This window comes from Clostridium sp. C105KSO13 (assembly GCF_001517425.1).
In the GTDB taxonomy this organism is placed as follows: domain Bacteria; phylum Bacillota; class Clostridia; order Lachnospirales; family Lachnospiraceae; genus Muricomes.
In genome coordinates, this window is record NZ_FBWL01000134.1 from 1 (window position 1) to 17,369 (window position 17,369).

The 17,369-nt window shown below is 40.4% G+C and carries 18 protein-coding genes; 4 read left to right on the forward strand and 14 right to left on the reverse strand.

The window, feature by feature from the left end; translation table 11 throughout:
• The first annotated feature begins 168 nt into the window (after positions 1–168).
• On the forward strand, positions 169–510 hold the full coding sequence (locus BN3456_RS01745; protein ID WP_089982363.1) for a transposase: 342 nt from the start codon (positions 169–171) through the stop codon (positions 508–510).
• 200 nt (positions 511–710) lie between these two features.
• A complete protein-coding gene (locus tag BN3456_RS01750) occupies positions 711–1,277 on the forward strand; it encodes a hypothetical protein (protein WP_347457668.1) in 567 nt (188 codons plus the stop codon).
• Positions 1,278–1,322: 45 nt separating this feature from the next.
• On the opposite strand, the gene BN3456_RS15785 is transcribed toward BN3456_RS01750, so the two are convergent.
• The 11 genes from BN3456_RS15785 to BN3456_RS01800 all read right to left on the reverse strand — a co-directional run bounded on the left by BN3456_RS15785 (position 1,323) and on the right by BN3456_RS01800 (position 10,811).
• Positions 1,323–1,499 (reverse strand): hypothetical protein, encoded by a 177-nt coding sequence (locus BN3456_RS15785; protein WP_176699072.1) that lies wholly within the window; start codon positions 1,497–1,499, stop codon positions 1,323–1,325.
• Positions 1,500–1,672: 173 nt separating this feature from the next.
• Positions 1,673–2,677, reverse strand: coding sequence for an alpha/beta hydrolase (locus tag BN3456_RS01755; RefSeq protein ID WP_176699073.1), 1,005 nt, complete (start codon positions 2,675–2,677; stop codon positions 1,673–1,675).
• Between the two features lie 176 nt (positions 2,678–2,853).
• Positions 2,854–3,513, reverse strand: a complete 660-nt coding sequence (locus BN3456_RS01760) for a DUF5597 domain-containing protein (protein ID WP_242862778.1) — start codon at positions 3,511–3,513, stop codon at positions 2,854–2,856.
• 133 nt (positions 3,514–3,646) lie between these two features.
• Entirely contained in the window at positions 3,647–4,399 is a 753-nt protein-coding gene (locus tag BN3456_RS01765) for an REP-associated tyrosine transposase (protein ID WP_089982367.1), read from the reverse strand.
• 220 nt (positions 4,400–4,619) lie between these two features.
• Positions 4,620–5,867, reverse strand: coding sequence for an L-lactate MFS transporter (locus BN3456_RS01770; protein WP_089982368.1), 1,248 nt, complete (start codon positions 5,865–5,867; stop codon positions 4,620–4,622).
• A 117-nt stretch (positions 5,868–5,984) separates the two neighbouring features.
• Positions 5,985–6,515: a DUF1097 domain-containing protein gene (locus tag BN3456_RS01775; protein WP_347457671.1), complete on the reverse strand. Its 531-nt coding sequence runs from the start codon at positions 6,513–6,515 to the stop codon at positions 5,985–5,987.
• A complete protein-coding gene (gene buk, locus BN3456_RS01780; protein WP_089982370.1) occupies positions 6,506–7,618 on the reverse strand; it encodes a butyrate kinase in 1,113 nt (370 codons plus the stop codon). The genes BN3456_RS01775 and buk overlap by 10 nt, the downstream gene beginning before the upstream one ends.
• Positions 7,605–8,636, reverse strand: a complete 1,032-nt coding sequence (locus BN3456_RS01785) for a phosphate acyltransferase (protein WP_089982372.1) — start codon at positions 8,634–8,636, stop codon at positions 7,605–7,607. Before BN3456_RS01785 ends, buk begins: the two co-directional genes overlap by 14 nt.
• A gap of 101 nt (positions 8,637–8,737) precedes the next feature.
• Positions 8,738–8,977 (reverse strand): acyl carrier protein, encoded by a 240-nt coding sequence (locus tag BN3456_RS01790; protein WP_089982374.1) that lies wholly within the window; start codon positions 8,975–8,977, stop codon positions 8,738–8,740.
• An 84-nt stretch (positions 8,978–9,061) separates the two neighbouring features.
• On the reverse strand, positions 9,062–9,478 hold the full coding sequence (locus BN3456_RS01795; RefSeq protein ID WP_089982376.1) for a Zn-ribbon domain-containing OB-fold protein: 417 nt from the start codon (positions 9,476–9,478) through the stop codon (positions 9,062–9,064).
• Between the two features lie 16 nt (positions 9,479–9,494).
• On the reverse strand, positions 9,495–10,811 hold the full coding sequence (locus tag BN3456_RS01800) for a thiolase family protein (protein ID WP_089982377.1): 1,317 nt from the start codon (positions 10,809–10,811) through the stop codon (positions 9,495–9,497).
• Positions 10,812–11,021: 210 nt separating this feature from the next.
• Here BN3456_RS01800 and BN3456_RS01805 point away from each other — a divergent pair, with 210 nt between their 5' ends.
• Together BN3456_RS01805 and BN3456_RS01810 are read left to right on the forward strand one after the other, a co-directional pair.
• Entirely contained in the window at positions 11,022–12,569 is a 1,548-nt protein-coding gene (locus BN3456_RS01805; protein ID WP_089982379.1) for a PucR family transcriptional regulator, read from the forward strand.
• Between the two features lie 83 nt (positions 12,570–12,652).
• Positions 12,653–13,000 carry a helix-turn-helix transcriptional regulator gene (locus tag BN3456_RS01810; protein WP_089982381.1) on the forward strand — a complete coding sequence of 116 codons (348 nt, stop codon included), beginning with the start codon at positions 12,653–12,655 and terminating at the stop codon, positions 12,998–13,000.
• A gap of 23 nt (positions 13,001–13,023) precedes the next feature.
• Here BN3456_RS01810 and BN3456_RS01815 read toward each other — a convergent pair whose 3' ends face one another.
• Genes BN3456_RS01815 through BN3456_RS01825 form a run of 3 tightly spaced genes read right to left on the reverse strand, consistent with a single transcriptional unit; the run spans position 13,024 to position 17,218 of the window.
• A complete protein-coding gene (locus BN3456_RS01815; RefSeq protein ID WP_089982382.1) occupies positions 13,024–13,596 on the reverse strand; it encodes an NADH-ubiquinone oxidoreductase-F iron-sulfur binding region domain-containing protein in 573 nt (190 codons plus the stop codon).
• 15 nt (positions 13,597–13,611) lie between these two features.
• On the reverse strand, positions 13,612–15,702 hold the full coding sequence (locus BN3456_RS01820; RefSeq protein WP_089982384.1) for an FAD-dependent oxidoreductase: 2,091 nt from the start codon (positions 15,700–15,702) through the stop codon (positions 13,612–13,614).
• A gap of 22 nt (positions 15,703–15,724) precedes the next feature.
• Entirely contained in the window at positions 15,725–17,218 is a 1,494-nt protein-coding gene (locus BN3456_RS01825) for an FAD-dependent oxidoreductase (protein ID WP_089982386.1), read from the reverse strand.
• Positions 17,219–17,369 lie beyond the last annotated feature (151 nt).

Here is a 17,369-nt window from a genome sequence, read left to right on the forward strand (position 1 = left end):
ATAGTAATGCATCCAACTAACCATCCTTTCTTCACCTCCGAATGACAGTATATCATTCGTTGATGTTGTATAATAGTTGCTGGATTTTATTTGCCTAAATCTGCTGGTTATAGTATACCACTTACACGTGCCTTCAAAAACTTCTTCCACAGGTTAGGAGGTGCTCGCATGGCACGCAATCAACGTCAGTATGACACAGACTACAAAATTCAATCAGTTAAATTATCCAAAGAAATTGGCCTAACAAAAGCTGCTAAGGAGCTTGGTATTTCAACAAGCACTCTTAATGGTTGGGTCAAAGCTTACAAGGAAGGAAAACTAGATCTGGGGTTGGGTTTTCAAACTCCAGACAGTGCAATGTCATTAACAGAAGAATTAATTTCCCTTAGGAAGCAGTTAAAAGAACAAAACAAAGAAATCAAAAGGCTCAAGGAAGAAAATGAATTTCTTGAAGAAGCCAGCGCTTTTTTCGCAGCGAGCCGTCGGAAGTCAGCAAAAACAAACGATTAAAGTTTATTGCAATAAAGACCCAAGACGGCAAGATTAAGGGGAAACTATCATTTTATTGTAGAATGCTGGACTTAACTAGGCAAGCTTTTTATGATTACCTTCACAGGAAGGATATCCCATGGAAATATCAAGGTATAGCAGACGAAATGTTTGCAATACTTGATGAGGATATCTATAACGACACGTATGGAAGATATCGTATGTATGAGGCGTTAAAGCTCAAGCATGATAATGATGCCAATTTCAAAGTTCCAAGTGAAAGAACAATTTATAGAATAATGGAAGCCCTTAATCCTAGCCACAGACCTAAGCATAACCCTAATGGCATTACAAAAGCTGATAAAGAAGCCAGCAAATCTGATGATCTGATCAAGCCTAGCTTTAAGTCTGTTGAGCCACTAACGAAATGTGTTACAGACATATCTGAGATTAAAGCCAGTGATGGCAAGCTGTATGTATCAGCAATATTTGATTGCTTTGATTCCGTTGTTATAGGACTTGCAATGGATACAAACATGAAAGCTTCATTAGTTGAAAAAACACTCGATAATGCCAGATGTGAAAGTATGTGGGCCAGATTAAAAGAGGAACTCTTCTATAGCAGGAAGATTAAATCAACCACTTTCACGGTTGAAGAGCTAAAGGTAATAATCTGGAGATACTTTATAAGCTATTGGAACAACAGGAGGATATGCTCTGCAAACAATGGGCTTCCTCCTATGGTTAAACGGAAACACTATTATGCTTCATTAGCGAATGTAGCATAGCTACCGGAATGTACGAGTAAAAAGTGTAAAGTAATATTGACAATATCATTTCGTGACAGTTCCTTCCGGCTCCATATGTATGGTCTGATCTCCCATGAATACATCTAAAGTTCCTTCCATTACATAAAGAAGTTCTATGTCCTGGTGGAAATGTTCGCTCGACTCTTTTGTATCGTTGTATACCGCTAATCTCAGTTTTTCTTTGTACCGATTATTTTCCATATGACACCCCTCGTCATTTTATCTCTTTTTGTCATTCTTCTATTCTAGCAGAAATATAACGAAAAAGCATCCCATTTTTAAGACAAAAGGACGTGTACTTTGTCTTGTTTCGCTTTGCAAAACAGACCGCGTACACGCCCCTTTTGTTTCATTTTCTTTCATTTAGTTTCATTTTATTTCATGAATTGCAACATTTCCTCACTCCAGCTTTCTGCAGATGTCCCCTTTGCGAGTCCACAACCATGTCCTCCTGTCGGGTAGATGCAAAGTTGATGCTCCACGTGATGTTTGTCTAACGCTTCTCCCATCATTTTCGAATTGGCAACAGGCACTAACGAATCATCCTCACACGCCCATACAAAACACTTCGGATATGTCTCATCCACCAAATTTTCAACAGATAATTCTGTTCGAAGAGACTCATCTTTTCCTGTTAAGGCCACAAAACTATCTTTATGCTGTTCTTTCTCAAAACTGATGACTGGATAATTCAGACACACTTTATTCGGCTTTGCTGAAATGTTTTCAAATATTTCTTTCATTTCCGATCGTTCTTTTTCCAAATCATCTAATACAAATCCTTTTATTTTCTCAGGTTGTGCTGCAACCAATGCGCAAAGATGCGCACCAGCTGATGAGCCCATTATCATTAGATTACCAGCATCAACTCCATACATATCCGCATTCGCTCTGACATGCATGATAGCAAGTGCCAAATCTTTCTGCGGCTCCGGATAACGATTCGGGTTCACTCTATAATATAATGTAAATGCACGGTATCCTGCCTGCTCCATTCGCTCGGCCATCAAACTCCCCTCGCCCACCATCGATTTTGTCTCATATCCACCGCCTGGACAAATAATTACCGCAGGTTTTGTTTTTCTGCCCTTATTGTCTTCTTTTTTCGTAATCAGACATACCGATTCTTTTTTTCCAATCTTGCTGCTGTCCAAATTGTAATCATTTGACTGATACCATAATGGAATTAGCTGGTATGCTTTCTTTTCCAGAATATCCACAACTTGATTAGCCGCCATTAACAGTTCATCCACATTATATGGAAAGCCCCACGGCATGACCACTCTTTGCTCAACCTCTTCAAGCGGCGCATCTGCTAAATCCTCAGGAATATAATTTATTAAAAAGTCAAGATAATAAACAGGAAGATACTCTTCCATCTTTGGATACTTCATAATTTCACTAAATGTATTATTTCTTGTAAACATTTCCTCTACCCCTTTTTTTAATATTTGTAAAGTTCCACGAGACGGCATGATGGCATATCGCCAAAGCCAAGGCTCATCTTCTCATCTCCGTTCATAATGCGTCCAGCCTTCCACTCACCATTTACAAGTTAGCCTTCTTCCATTCTGAGGAAATCTACTTTCTTATTCTCACCTGTTTTTGGTCTGAATGTCAGATTACACATCGTTCCGATAATCAGGAATTTGTTATCGTCTAATTCGTAAATGATACCTGCTCCCAAAGGTTTTTCCGGCATCTTTGGTGAATAACCAATAGCAAGGTCATATTCTTTGAATTGGAAATATGTTCCGTAATCTGTCTCAGATTTTCTCACATAACTTTGTAAATGTTCTGTTCCCCTATACTTAAGATATAATGGCTGCATCTGCTTTATCAAGTCATATGTTTTTGCAAGATAGTCTTTGCTTCCGGCAATCTCAAAAGCACTTGGATCAATATTTAACGCAATCATCACTTCCATCGGTGGTCGATCGACTTCATCAGGGGATAATGCCAACTCCTCAATCCCAAACGGTGAATAGCAAATCGCATTATGTTTTCCAAATGCGTACAAGCAATACGATGCTGTAACTGAATCCTTTCTTACCTCTGGAATTACAAGTGGATTTCCTTCATAACTGTATTCATCCAATATACTTGGTACATATGGGACATAGATGTCCGGTGCAAGTGTGAAGAGCGATGGTGCAGTCAGTTTCCAGATTTTATGTACTTCTTTAACTGGTCCTCCTACCGGGTATGATCCCACATACCAAGGATACTGTTTGAGCCACGCATTTGCATCTTTTTCAATTGCTGCTTCACAAAGTGGTGAGATTGTATTGATTGATTCTCCATTTACTTTTTTCGCACGGAAGTATGTAACGTGTACTTTGTCTTATTTATTTGATATTCCTCTCCACAATGCCTTTAGATATTCCACACAGTCTGGATATTTGACGAATAGATAAACCTGCCTTTTTCAACTTCTTTATGTAAGATAGTCTTTCCATTTTATCTAAAGATTGAAAACTTGTAATGTCGGAACAATTTGAAGATTCATAAATAATCTGTTTTGCTTCATTGTCAGTCAAACGGCAATGATTGGATATATCCATAAATTCATCTTCTGTAACCTCATTTAAAAAATCCAACAAGTCCTCATAATTTCCCATGACAGCAATGCCTTTCTGAATATCTGTCAAGCTGTCATCCTTCTCCTTATACGCCCGATAACTACTCCATGGGTATTCTTCTAAGGAATCGCATAGTCCCGCTTTTATTGGATTGTTATGAATATATCGCATCACTCTAAGAAAATGAGCATCATCTTCAATCACTTCACTTCGAAATCGATCCTGAAATAGATGTCCCGTCCGCTGATACTTTTTATTATACCATTGTGCAAATCGCACCTCGATTTTTCTTAGTATTTCTGACAAAGAGACATCACCAACTTCTATAAGTATATGTACATGATTTCCCATAATACAATATGCATGTAACCTGAAATCATACTCCTCCTTACAATCCCCCATAATATAACAGAACTTTTTATAATCCGAATCATCTTCAAAAATCTGTTGTTTATTGATTTCTCTTAACATAACATGATATTTCCCACTTGCACTTTGTTTTCTGGCTGTTCTTGGCATAGAATTCTCCTTTGAAATGAATTTAGATTTAATAGAAAAAATAGAATATTAGATAATATAGTAAAGAGTATAAGACTATTCTTTCTATATGACAAGTAAAAAAGCTAGAAAATCTATAATTCATGATTTTCTAGCTTCATACAATTCTTTCATTTCAATCAAAGACTATACTTCTTGATTTTTTCTGCTTTTCATAAGACAAAATACACGTCCCTTTGTCTTATTTTCTTAATTTGCGATATACCATCGACAATACAAGTCCTGCAACAGCCAATCCGATTGCTACAAGAAATGCGCTCTGGTATGCGCCTGTTGATGCGTACAATTTTCCCATGATAGTCGGGCCGACATAACCTGCAAGTGCAAAACCGATGAACATAATTCCATAGTTTACGCTATTGTTCTTTGCGCCAAACTGATCTGCTGTGAACCCAGGGTACACTCCCATGAATGCACCAAAGCAAAGACCAACAATTGACACTCCGATATAGAATTTTGCTACATCGCCTTCTCCTGAGAAGTATAATAACAATAATCCCGCAATAACAAGTCCTAACATAATTGTCAGCATATTGATACGTCCGATCAAATCAGATAAGTATCCGGCAATGACACGGCCTGCAGCGTTAAACAATGCTAAAATCGATACTGCTGCTGTAGCAGATGCTACCGTCATTCCGATCATATTCTGAGCAACCGATGATGCCTGGGAAATGGTCATCAGACCAAACACTGCTCCACAAGTCATCATAATAATCATGACATAAAAGATTGGATCTTTTAACATCTGGCTCCAGTTTTTCTGAACACCTTCCGTGCTTCCAGACTGTTGTACTGGTGGCTGATATCCTGTTGGAACGAATCCCTCTGGGCACTGACGAATAAAAAATGCGCCGCCACAGATGATTACGATAAATGTAACTCCAAGAATACGGAATGCATTCAATACTCCGGCTTTCTCAATCAGCATATTTGCAATTGGAGAAATTAAAACGGAACTGATTCCGTAAGAAGCTGTTGCAATTCCGCCAATAAGTCCTCTCTTATCCGGGAAGAACTTTACAGAATTGCTAATTGTACAGCCGTAGACAAGACCCATGGCAAGACCGCATCCCATGCCGTATCCAACAATCAGCATTCCTACACTGCCAGCAAAACCGGCAACAATCATCCCTGCTCCGAAAAGCAGACCACCTGCAAAAATAACCCATTTAGGTCCAAACTTATCATTGATAAATCCACCGGATATCAATGTGACCGGACCGATTGAATTTGCAACTGTAAATACAATTGCAAGGTTTCCCGCATTTAATGCAGTACCGCCCAAAATTCCACTTAAATATTCTGCCATCGGTGTTGCAAATACGCTCCATGCGTAAAGCGAGCCGATACACAGGTTGATAAGACAGCTGGCAACAAACACCGCCCATCTTTTTTTCGTTAATTCTTTTCTCGTCTCTTCAGACATATGTATCTCCTATCCTTTTGCCCCTGTTTATGAAAAAGACAAAGGGACGTGTACTTTGTCTTCTCCCTTTGCCTTTTCCTTCTGTCTTAGATAAGACAAAGTACACGTCCCTTTGTCTTATCTTTTTACAAATAATTTTACAAGGAATCTCTGGAGCATATCTACTCCGATTCCTACATATACGACTCCGGCAATCATGGCTACTCCGATTTGAATCGGAAGTGTTCCAATCTCTACCACTTTCATTGGTCCCATAATCGTAAGACCAATTGCCCAACCACAGAGCCATGATGGAACGAAAATAAATTTGTTGATCGTCTCTCCGATAATAACAGCCAGACCACCAAGTACGAATAATGTACAATAAAGTTCTACGTTCGGATTAAACTGCAGGGCTTCCATGACGTTTACTGCAAGAAATGCCCACAGGTCTCCAAGTAAGAATCCAATTGTAATCTTCAGTGCATCTGATCTTTTATTTCCATTCGCCACATAGAGGCCGGCGCAGATAAGTGCTACTGCGCCGGTGGATACTCCAATGTATGGACTGACAACTGCCCAGATTGGAGGCATAAATGCGATTCCAAATGCAAGGGTCAGCATATTGATTCTTTTTATCTTTTTATCTTCCACGTCAACTACTCCCACTCAAAACCATCCCAGTTCTTTTTGCCAGTATACTGTTTTGCTTCCTCTTCGCCATCCAGTACACGGATTGCGCCTGCTGCCATAGCTTCCATCTCAAACTCACCTGGGTAAGCTGTTACTGGCGCGATGAACGAGCATGTGTCTGTGATCTGTTTTACAAGATCTTCGTTGTAGACCATACCACCGCCAAGCAGGATACCATCTACTTCTCCATGAAGAACTGCTGCCATAGAACCAATGCATTTTTCAATCTGATAAATCATTGTGTTCCAGAGCATCTCTGCATATTTATCTCCATTTTTTGCACGGTTTGTAAGCTCTAATGCGTCAGAAATTCCAACGTGGCTTACGAATCCGCCTGTTCTTGTACAAAGCTTTTTCACATCAGCGATTTCAAGATTATTGTCTTTCATATAGCCAAGTAAGTCAGCTACGGCAACACTACCTGATCTGGTTGGTGCCATAGGGCCTTCTCCGCCTACGATATCATATCCGTCAACCATCTTACCTTTGCGATGAGCTGATACAGAAATACCACCACCGATATGGCATACAACATAGTTGCATTCTTCATATTTCTTATTCATCACATTTTTGCTATGACGAATCGCTGTTTCTTTTAAATTCAATGAGTGTAAATGTACATTACGGTTTACACCTTTAATACCTGTCATACGTGCAAGATCCTGTAACTCATTAACGTCCGGTGGGTTAACAACCATTGCTGGTTTGCCATACTGCTCTGCAAATTCATTTGCAAGCTGTGGTCCAAGAGATGCTGGATGAATAACACCATTTGCACAAGTTCTTGCATGATCAAGCATCAGATCTGTAACTTCATATGTACCACCTTCCATAGCAAGCAGTCCGCCGCCACGTCCAACATACACATCTACATCATCCAGTGTGATTCCAGCTTCATTTAAGAGGTTCATGATTGTATCACGACGGTATGGAAGCTGTTCTGGCATTGTTTTATATTTTTCCAGTTCTTTTGCATCATGAGATACATTTTCCGAGTAGAGACATTTGTCTCCCTCGAATAATGCAATCTTTGTTGATGTAGAACCAGGATTCACAGTAAATACTTTATATGTTTTCATCTGTTTCTCCTTTATTGTTCTTGCTTCCTGCTGCTCTTACTGCGCTGATTACGATGTTACCCTTGATTTCAGAAACCGGGGCCCCTCTAGAGCAGTCACAAACGACTTTGTTGAATCCCTGAAGCATTGGTCCATAGGCATCAGCCTTACCAAACTGCTGAATCAGTTTTACTCCAACATTTCCTACGTTAAGGTCTGGCCAGATAACAACATTGGCTTTTCCTGCAACTTTGCTTTCGCGGTTTACTTTCTTCGCTGCTACAGCTGGTGAAATAGCTGAATCAAACTGGAATTCTCCGTCGATAGCAAGGTCTGGGCGAAGTTCATTTGCAATCTTCACGCCTTCCACTACTTTGTCAATTAATTCTCCCTGTCCACTTCCAAGTGTTGAATAACTTACCATTGCACATCTTGGCTCCCAGTCAAGGAGTGAGCTTACTGTATTACATGCTGAGATTGCGATACTTGCAAGCTGTTCTGAAGTTGGGTTCGTACATACTGCACTGTCACCAACTGCAAGAAGTGTTCCTTCACTTCCTTCAAATCCTGGAATGTCACAAAGTCCAATGCTGGAAATTGTGCTGATTCCTTCTTTGAGTCCGATAATCATCTGTCCTGCAAGAAGAACATCACCTGTTGTGTTATCGATTCCTGCAAATGTAACATCTGCATCACCGATTGCTTCCATAACCATTGCAAAATACAGTGGATCCTGTGTTCTGCGGGCAAGTGGTTTCTGTTTCAGCACTGTGCCTGGAAGTTCTACATATGCATCGATGATTTTGTTCTTGTACTCTTCGTCCGCAATATCAACAAACTCGAATACTGATTCTTCGAATCCTCTTTCTGCGCATAAGCTTTTGATTTTTACTGTGTCACCTACCAGAATAGGAATGATATAACCTTCTTTTCCTGCTTCATAGGCAGCCTGCATCATCTTTTCGTTTTCAGCTTCTGGGAACGCAACTTTCTGAGGGTTTAATTTTGCTTTTGCATAAATTTCATCTAAAACACTCATATCTTGTCCCTTTCTTATGTTTATTTGTTACCATTGATAAATATAGCAATAATTATAAAAATAACCCAGCACACTTTTTTAGATATTGTGCAGTTTTATTCTTACATCTCTTCTTCTACTTTATTAACTAAGTCGCCGATTGTAGCGCATCCAGCTGCATCCTTAAGCTGAACCATAATATCTAATTCGTTCTCGATTTCAGATACAAGACCTACCATCTGTACAGATGTTCCACCGATTTCGTCTGCGAAACTTGTCTCAACTGTTAATGTGCTCTCATCTACTCCGTATGAAGTTGCTACTAATGCGATTACCTGTGATTCTAATTCTTTTCTATCCATTTTTGAATTCTCCTTTTGATTTTATATTATCATTTTGTTTTGTATATCTTTGTATTAGGTTATTTGTTTTTCTTTTGCTGTCTCTTATTCTTCGTCTAATGCAAATATAACTGTCTTATATCCATCTCTCTGGAAGATTTCAGCGTGTACTGGAACTGGGAGTTTGCCAGCTTCCATGATTTCTTTTCTTTTCTTCTTGTTGATGCCTTTTACTACACCGTTGAAGCAAGCGCCTTCTTCAAGTTCGATCTCGCCATAAGCGAATTTACCCATCTGTTTGTACTCTGGTTTTGATGAAAGTGCAGCTGGAAGTACGATTGATTTCATCACGCCTTTTCCACTCACTTCAACCCACTCTGTCTCGAGTGATCCACATGTGTTACATGCATATACTGGTGGGAATTCTACTGCTCCACATTTTGGGCATTTGCGACCGAGGAATTTACCTTCTTCTAAGCCGTCGTAAAACTTCTGTACTACTTTTTCCAATTTTATACTCATGATTTTCTCCTCCCAATTATTCCTTTGTTCTTAAGAGTACAGCTGCAACGTTCTGTGCACCGCCGTATCCTCTGAGCATTGCTGTCTTAGGTAATTTTTTAACCTGTCTCTCACCGCACTCGCCTCTCATCTGCATACAAGCTTCGTATACATCTGCAAGACCTGATGCTGCATGAGCATGTCCAAATGAAGTTCTTCCACCGTTTGTATTGATTGGTTTGTCTCCATCGTAAGCAGTACGTCCATCACAGATATATTTCCAACCTTCACCATATGGAAGGTATCCTGCGATCTCAGCGGAAATGAGGTGTGATGTGATAATAAAGTCATTTGCAAAGAAGATGTCTAACTCTTCAGGTTTTACGCCTGTTACTTCATATGCCTGGCGAACAGCTTCTTCTGTTGCACGAATCTCAAAGTGAGGTGTAGAAGCTTCACAAGCAGCGCTTCCGATACCTAATACTTCGATTGGTTTGTGAGCTAAGTCTTTTGCGATCTCTGGAATCATGTCTGTTGCACATACGATACAAGCAGCAGCTCCGTCACATTTACGCTCAACACCTTCCATACGAAGGAAATCGCCCATCTTAGGGTTGTAAGGTGATCTCATGTAATCCATTACATTGTCAAAACCTTTTTCTTTTGCGATGTCTGCAAACTCTGTTCTCTCGATTGCAAGAGGATTCTTTGCAGCGTTACAGCGATTGTTGATTGCCATCCAGTTCAGTGCATCATCCATATTCTCAGTAGAAATGCCGCGAGTACGAACATAATCTTCTGCCGCATCATCGTAAATAAGTTCGATTGGAGCCATCAGACTTCTTGAATATGTACGGTCATATAACCAAGATGTTGTTGCGAGGAACTTGTCCATTGTCATCTTATCTCTCTTGTAAGGATGCTTTGGAGTCTCAATGTTATCTGCTGGAGCTGGTGTACTGTCACCAAATTCAACACAACCTGTTAATACACAGTTGTATTTTCCTGAAGCAACTGCATTTACTGCCTGCTCAATTGCAAGGTAACCTGTACAGCAAGCCTCTGAATGATGAATAGATCCTTTTCCCTTCATACCGAACCAGTTTGCAATCTGTACGTTTGGTGTTAGGTAGTTTGATCCGTTAAGGGGGCTAGCCTGTCCGTGGAAATAGAAATCCACATCCTGTGGGTTAACGCCAGCATCCTCCATAGCTTTGAGTGCTGCATAACCAAACATCTCGCCTTCTGTCAGTCCATCTGTCTCCGGATTGTCCACTGTGTACATAAATGGAGTACATCCTACACCGATGATAGACACGCTTCTGTTGTACTTTCCTAAAGTAGTCTTGTTCATATTTTCCTTCCTTTCTTTGGATAAACTGAAGTTTATCTCTTTACGTTTGTATGATTATTATATATAATAAAAGTACTGAATTCATCGTATTTCAAGCTAATATTGTATTTATTTATAGGCTACTTTTTGTGCGAACGCACAATAAAACAAAAATTTTCCAATACTAACATTTTATGAAACTATTTTGGCAAAAATCCAAAGGAGAAGTTTATGGAATACCACATTTTATTAAATAGATTACGTAAAAACGGATGGCACCCTCAGATATTCGGCCAGCTCAACAGTAACAATGATCTGATCAATATCCGAATCTTAGTAAAGAAGCAAAAACGCTTTGAGCCTTCCACACTTTATCTTACATCAACCGAGTTAATGCCGTCCCCAAAGGCTGAAAGCATATTCACCTTATTTTGCTATGGCAAACCAATTGATTTTTCAATCTATCAGGAGAGTGCGTTTAATATCACCTACTTTGGTGAGGATGTGTCACCAGACGCATTATTTAACACTTCTCTCGAAAATCTGACAGAGCTCCATCAGGTAACTTCCGGCATGCACATTTTGCTAAATGCGCTTTTTTCTGGAAATGGACTCCAATACTTGGTGGATACCGCTTCTCATTTGTTTGAAAATCCAATCTATGTCGTTGACCTGCAAAACAAATATCTCGCTATCTCTTCAGGGATTGTGCCGGACAACAAGTTTTTCAGTGTGGAAAGTGCCTCTGGTTATATCAGCGAAGCTGGAATTCAGTCGATCCGTGCAAATAACTTAGATGAAAAAGTACGAATGAATAAAGGGGCATACTATTATGTCAATGAGCTGGTCAATAAAGGGATGTTAGTTGACGCAATTCATATTCAGGGAATTGAAGTTGGTCATGTCATGATGATGGAATACGAGCATCCTTTCCGAGAATTTGACTCCGACTTTTTTCACAGATTCTGCGAACTCGTTTCCATAGAAATGCAAAAAGATCCTGCTTATGCAAGCAACAAAGGGGTAATGTATTCTTATTTTCTTTCCGATTTGCTTAAAAATCCAGAAGAAAATATCGTTCAGGTTTCAGAAAGACTCACTAGTCTTGGATACGATTTAAAGGAATATTTGTATATTCTTGCAATCCCATCTACCAGCTACCATTTGTCAAATACCAGGCTCGATGTTATTACCAATCATCTGAGGACCATTTTGACCGGAAGTATTTACGCTGTCTATGAAGACTCTATCGTCTTCCTAATCAGCAAAAAACGTTATAGTGGATTAAGTGAGTACGAGCTGACCCGGCTGACTGATTTTTTAAGTGCCAATGATTTAAAAGCGGGATTCAGCAACTTCTTCGAATCATTAAAAGATGCACCTCGTTTTTATAAACAGGCTTTGAAGGCTGTGTCGCTCGGTACGAAACTCAATGATGCTTCGCCTCTCTGCTATTACAGCGACTACTACATGTATGAGATGCTCGAGCTCTACGAGAAAAGTGATACTGAGATTCGTTTCTTAATTCACCCGGGCTTGATGCAGCTTTACTACTATGATCAGGAAAAGAATTCAGACTTGGTGCGCACCTTGAAAGACTACCTGGAATTTCCTGGACAGCCAGCAAAGGTAGCCGCAAATCTGCACATCCATAAGAACACTTTGTTATATCGCATGGGAAAAATCAAAGAGATTACCGGATGCCAATTCAAATGTGGCGGAGATTATATGAATTTTAATTTTTCATTTAACATCATGGAATATTTGAAGATGATCTAAGTAAAACAAGACCAACAGACCACTAAAAAGGAGACTCTTTATGAATAAAATCACATATGAAAACGCAGACACCAAATTAGACAGTGGCTTTAATATTATATACTCTAAACGGCAGCGCTACCGTTTATATTGACAAGCATTATAAAGAGCCTATCACACTGCAGGATGCAGCGGATAAGCTCATGTTAAACAAGGAATATTTTTGTCGTTTCTTCAAACAGAACATTGGTATCTCTTTTATTACGTATGTCAATCAGGTGCGAATCCATCACATCTATCACGATCTCGTTCACACCGAAGATCCAACGATAGACATCATGGAACGACACTGGTTCTTTAATCAGAAATTGTTTTACAAAATGTTTAAAGAAATATATGACTGTACGCCAAGAGAACTCCGAATGCTCGCAAAGGATAATCCTTATATGTAAGGCAACGGGTCTGACCCTTTGTCTTATCTCTTACATGGGATTGGTTTTGTTGGGCATTTTGGCTTTGTTGCTCCTGCCCGAATAATTGCGTCCTCATCGCACGCATCGATACATGCACCACACTGGGTACATTCATCCTGCACAATGACGTGAACAAATTTCTTCTTACCGAGGATTGCATCTTCATCACACGTATCGATACATTCCATACAGCCAACGCATTTTGAAGCAATGACATGATATGTCATGAACTTACTGCAGACTCCTGCTCTACATCCACGTTTTCCAATATGGTCCTCAAAATCGGACTTGTACAATCTCAGTGCTAAAAGCACGGCATATGCCAGATCTTCATCTTTCTCGCACATTGACTGTGTCTTCATCAGTTCGCATAAATCCGTCATCAATTCAATATCACTTGGTTTTCCTTTTTTCTCTGTAATATCTTTTAAAATCATCTCAAGCTGTGTCACGCCTTCATATCCAAACACGCATTTCCCACACTCTTTACATTCATGCGAGGAAACCTCTTTTAGAAGGACGTCCACGATACATTCTGTTTCTTTTAAATTCTGTACTTTTTCTACAATACTCATCGTTTATCCCTCCTTCTAATATTCATTCCAAAGCTTTGGTTTGGAAATGTTCAGACGCAAATCACACTGCAGACATCTAGATGCCTCGCATTTTGCGCTGTCACATGTAAATGGCTGTTCTACTAAATCAAATCCTTGTGCACGCGTCTCAGGCTCTAACATCTCCGAATTTTCACGTTTCAAATCTCCGAATCCTTTGCACTGCCCAATATATGGATTAGCCACTTCTGGTTCTACAAGTTGTTCGGAAATGTCTCCATCTCCGCCCAGATACAGATCCATCTGAATCGCACATGTTCTTCCTGCTGCAATTGCCTTGATAACGGACTGTGTTCCAGTCACAACATCACCTGCTGCGTATACGCCCGGTACACTCGTCTCCATCTTTTCATTCGCTGCAATGTAAGGACCATGCGTCAATTCAAGTTCCATTTTCTCTGTTCCGCGTGGTCTCTGACCAACCGCGAAAATAACCGCATCTGCCGGAATGATTTCTTTTGTTTCTTCGACTAATTCAATAACCGCTTTACGATTCTCATCAAAATAGAATTTATCAACCTTCTGAACCTCTACGCCTTCTACTTTTCCACTTCCCGTAATACGTAAAAATGAATGTGCAGAATGTAAGATGATTCCTTCTTCTGAACCTTCTTCGATTTCATCATCAGTCGCTGTCATCAGCTGTCTGTTTTCCAGACATGCGATATGTACTTCTTTTGCGCCAAGTCTGACTGCTGTTCTTGCGCAGTCATAGGCTACATTTCCACCACCAAGGACAACTACTTTTTCACCAACCGGAAGCGGTGAGCCAAGTCTTGCCTGTTTTAAGAAGTCTGCATTCACGTACACTTCTGGAAGATTATTTCCTTCCAGCGGAAGTTTTGTGCCCTGATGTGTTCCGGTTGCAACTAAAACAGTATCGAATCCTTGTGCAAGTAATTCTTTTGGTTTATCTGCTTTTGTATTTGTCTTAAGTTCCACTCCTGCCTCCAGAATATCGCCGATTTCTTTATCCAGCGTCTCATCTGGGAGACGATAAGATGGAATTCCATATCTGCACTGACCACCGGCTTTTTCGTTTTCTTCAAAAACAGTTACGGCATGGCCTTTCTTTGCAAGGTAGTACGCTGCTGTAAGTCCGGCTGGTCCAGCTCCGATAACGGCAGCTTTCTTTCCAGTTGGTTCAGCCTTACGAACATATTTCTTCCATTCTTCATCATCATTGACTCCGGCTGTTCGTTTCAATTTGCAAATTGAAATTGGCTCGCCGAGTTCATTTCTCTTACACTCTGACTCACATGTATGAGGACATACCATGCCCAGTACTTCAGGAAATGGAACCGTCTCACGAATGACTGCTGTTGCTTTCCCAAACTCGCCTTCTTTGATATAACGAATGTACTTTGGAATATCAATATGTGCAGGGCAAGTTGCCTTACAAGGAACAATGTTCTCTGCGTAAGAACGGTCTTCCTTCATAATCTTAACCTGATCCATAATCGAACCGGTCGGACAGACTTCGATACAAGCTCCGCAGAAACGGCATCCTGCATCTTTCAAGGATTTCCCGTCCGGAATTCCAGCGCAGATTCCCTGCTCCGTCTTCACATAATCTAAAACCTTCACGCCTCTTAAATCCTGACAGGCACGAATACATCTTCCGCATCGCACACATCTGGTAAAGAGATGTGAAATCAATGGATTGCTATCGTCATTGGATACACTTCTGGATTTCTTTCTCCAGCGTTCAGGTCCAACGCCCATGTACTGATACATAGACTGTAATTCACATTTTCCATATTTCGGGCATCCGGTACAATCTGCCGGATGACTTGCAAGAATTAATTCCATCGCAGTTTTACGAACTCGTTCTGCTTTTGGTCCTGCAATTGTAATTACCATTCCATCTTCTGCCTTTGTCTCACAGGCAGGTGCTGCTTCCTCTAAACCGGCAATCTCTACTGAGCACAACCGACAGCCACCCTTGGCTTCAAGATCAGGATGGCTGCACAGATGTGGAATAAAGATGTCGGCTTCGAGAGCCGCTTCCAGAACAGAAGCGCCCTCTCTTACCTCAATTTTTCTTCCATCAATTGTTATCTTCATTTATTCCTCCGAATTATAATTTTTAGTCAAAATCGAATTCATCTGCTGTACTTGCTGCAGCATTTTCTCCGGCAATGCGTCCACTGTTCAGACAGAATCCCATTGTATTTCCTGAAAGGATGAATGGATAGCTGTCTCCAAAGATGTTACAAGCATCTGTTCCAACACAGTAAAGTCCTGGAATTACCTTGTCATCCTGAGTCATAGTTTCTGTCTTGTGGTTAATCTTAACTCCACCAAGTGAACCATAAGCGCCTACATTCTGACGGCAGCAGTAAAATGGTCCTTTTTCAATTGGCTGCATATAGCTTCTGTCTTTCTCGAAGACTTCATCAAATCCAGCTTCGCACATTGAATTATATTCTTCAATCTGCTCCATGAATCCATCTACATCGATTCCAGCTTTTTCAGCTAATTCTTCGAGTGTATCTGCCTGTGTTACCGGCTCATATCCATCTGCAACGTCTCTGTTCCACTGCTCATCGAAATGTTCGTACAGATCATGAGGATGTACATGGGAAACAATGTCTGGACCTTTTTTCTTATATTTTTTTAATAATTTGCTGTCGAAAATAGAGTACGCAACGCATCCTGGCTGTGCTGTGATTGCATTTCCTGTAAATGTTGTGTTTGCAATCTGATCTTCCGGCATGAATCTCTGTCCGAGTTTGTTTACCCAGAGACATGGCTGTCTAAATGCTCCGTCCAAGATAAAGTGATTCATGTTATCTGGCAGCTGATACATTAATTCCATGGTTGGCTGAACTTTTCCCGCACCACATTCCCAAGCCATCTTAATTCCGTTGCCCTTCATACCTGGCACAGCGAAGTTAAAGATTGTCTTGCCAAATTCATATCCGGTCTGTTCTTTGATCATCTGTGGGTTGTCACCAAATCCACCTGTTGCAATGATAACTGCATTTGCTCTTGCTTCGATTTCTTCGCCGTCTTTGTCTTTTGCAAGAACTCCAACTGCTGCGCCATCTTCCATGATAACTTTTGTAACCGGAGTCTCAAGTAAGATTTCTACACCGAGATCCATTGCACGCTCTGTCATCTTTTTGATCATAGCTGTTGCAGAACGTGGTCCTGGCCTTCCGCCGCCCTCTGGCTGAACAACATGCCATGTGAACTCACCGTCTGAATATGCTCTTGTATTCTCTGGTGCACCGAATGCTCTCTGTACGCCACAGAATTCAACACCCATGTCGCACAACCAGTCAATGGTATCTCCTGATTTGAAATAATAATCTCTTACCATTCTTGCATCTACACGGTAATGTGTGTAATACATATGCTTTCTGTATGCCTCTCCTGGTGTGAGTGCAATCATGTGCTCTCTCTGAATTCTTGATCCAACTCCAAGTGGTCCCATTCCCATGTTAGCTGCTCCACCTGTTGTGTTTCCTTTTTCAAATGTAATAACACTTGCTCCGTTCTCTGCTGCTGCAATACTTGCTGCAAGTCCAGATAATCCGGCTGCTACTACGATTACGTCTGCGTTTAACTGTTTCATTTTAAATTTCCTCCATTTCATATTATAATCTCTCGGAATCTCTAAGCCAGTAAATCCAAGGCTTTCAGATCCCTTTTTTATTAAAATCCCCCACTTTTTTGTCAAAAAACACTTGACAGTTTACTCGAAAAATGCGGCGCTTCGCGCCTAT

What these genes read in the sequence shown, in the direction of transcription:
- BN3456_RS01745 (WP_089982363.1), top strand. Translation starts at nt 169, where the DNA reads ATGGCACGCAATCAACGTCAGTATGACACAGACTACAAAATTCAATCA.
- BN3456_RS01750 (WP_347457668.1), top strand. Translation starts at nt 711, where the DNA reads ATGTATGAGGCGTTAAAGCTCAAGCATGATAATGATGCCAATTTCAAA.
- BN3456_RS15785 (WP_176699072.1), bottom strand. Translation starts at nt 1,499, where the DNA reads ATGGAAAATAATCGGTACAAAGAAAAACTGAGATTAGCGGTATACAAC.
- BN3456_RS01755 (WP_176699073.1), bottom strand. Translation starts at nt 2,677, where the DNA reads ATGGAAGAGTATCTTCCTGTTTATTATCTTGACTTTTTAATAAATTAT.
- BN3456_RS01765 (WP_089982367.1), bottom strand. Translation starts at nt 4,399, where the DNA reads ATGCCAAGAACAGCCAGAAAACAAAGTGCAAGTGGGAAATATCATGTT.
- BN3456_RS01770 (WP_089982368.1), bottom strand. Translation starts at nt 5,867, where the DNA reads ATGTCTGAAGAGACGAGAAAAGAATTAACGAAAAAAAGATGGGCGGTG.
- buk (WP_089982370.1), bottom strand. Translation starts at nt 7,618, where the DNA reads ATGAAAACATATAAAGTATTTACTGTGAATCCTGGTTCTACATCAACA.
- BN3456_RS01785 (WP_089982372.1), bottom strand. Translation starts at nt 8,636, where the DNA reads ATGAGTGTTTTAGATGAAATTTATGCAAAAGCAAAATTAAACCCTCAG.
- BN3456_RS01790 (WP_089982374.1), bottom strand. Translation starts at nt 8,977, where the DNA reads ATGGATAGAAAAGAATTAGAATCACAGGTAATCGCATTAGTAGCAACT.
- BN3456_RS01795 (WP_089982376.1), bottom strand. Translation starts at nt 9,478, where the DNA reads ATGAGTATAAAATTGGAAAAAGTAGTACAGAAGTTTTACGACGGCTTA.
- BN3456_RS01800 (WP_089982377.1), bottom strand. Translation starts at nt 10,811, where the DNA reads ATGAACAAGACTACTTTAGGAAAGTACAACAGAAGCGTGTCTATCATC.
- BN3456_RS01805 (WP_089982379.1), top strand. Translation starts at nt 11,022, where the DNA reads ATGGAATACCACATTTTATTAAATAGATTACGTAAAAACGGATGGCAC.
- BN3456_RS01815 (WP_089982382.1), bottom strand. Translation starts at nt 13,596, where the DNA reads ATGAGTATTGTAGAAAAAGTACAGAATTTAAAAGAAACAGAATGTATC.
- BN3456_RS01820 (WP_089982384.1), bottom strand. Translation starts at nt 15,702, where the DNA reads ATGAAGATAACAATTGATGGAAGAAAAATTGAGGTAAGAGAGGGCGCT.
- BN3456_RS01825 (WP_089982386.1), bottom strand. Translation starts at nt 17,218, where the DNA reads ATGAAACAGTTAAACGCAGACGTAATCGTAGTAGCAGCCGGATTATCT.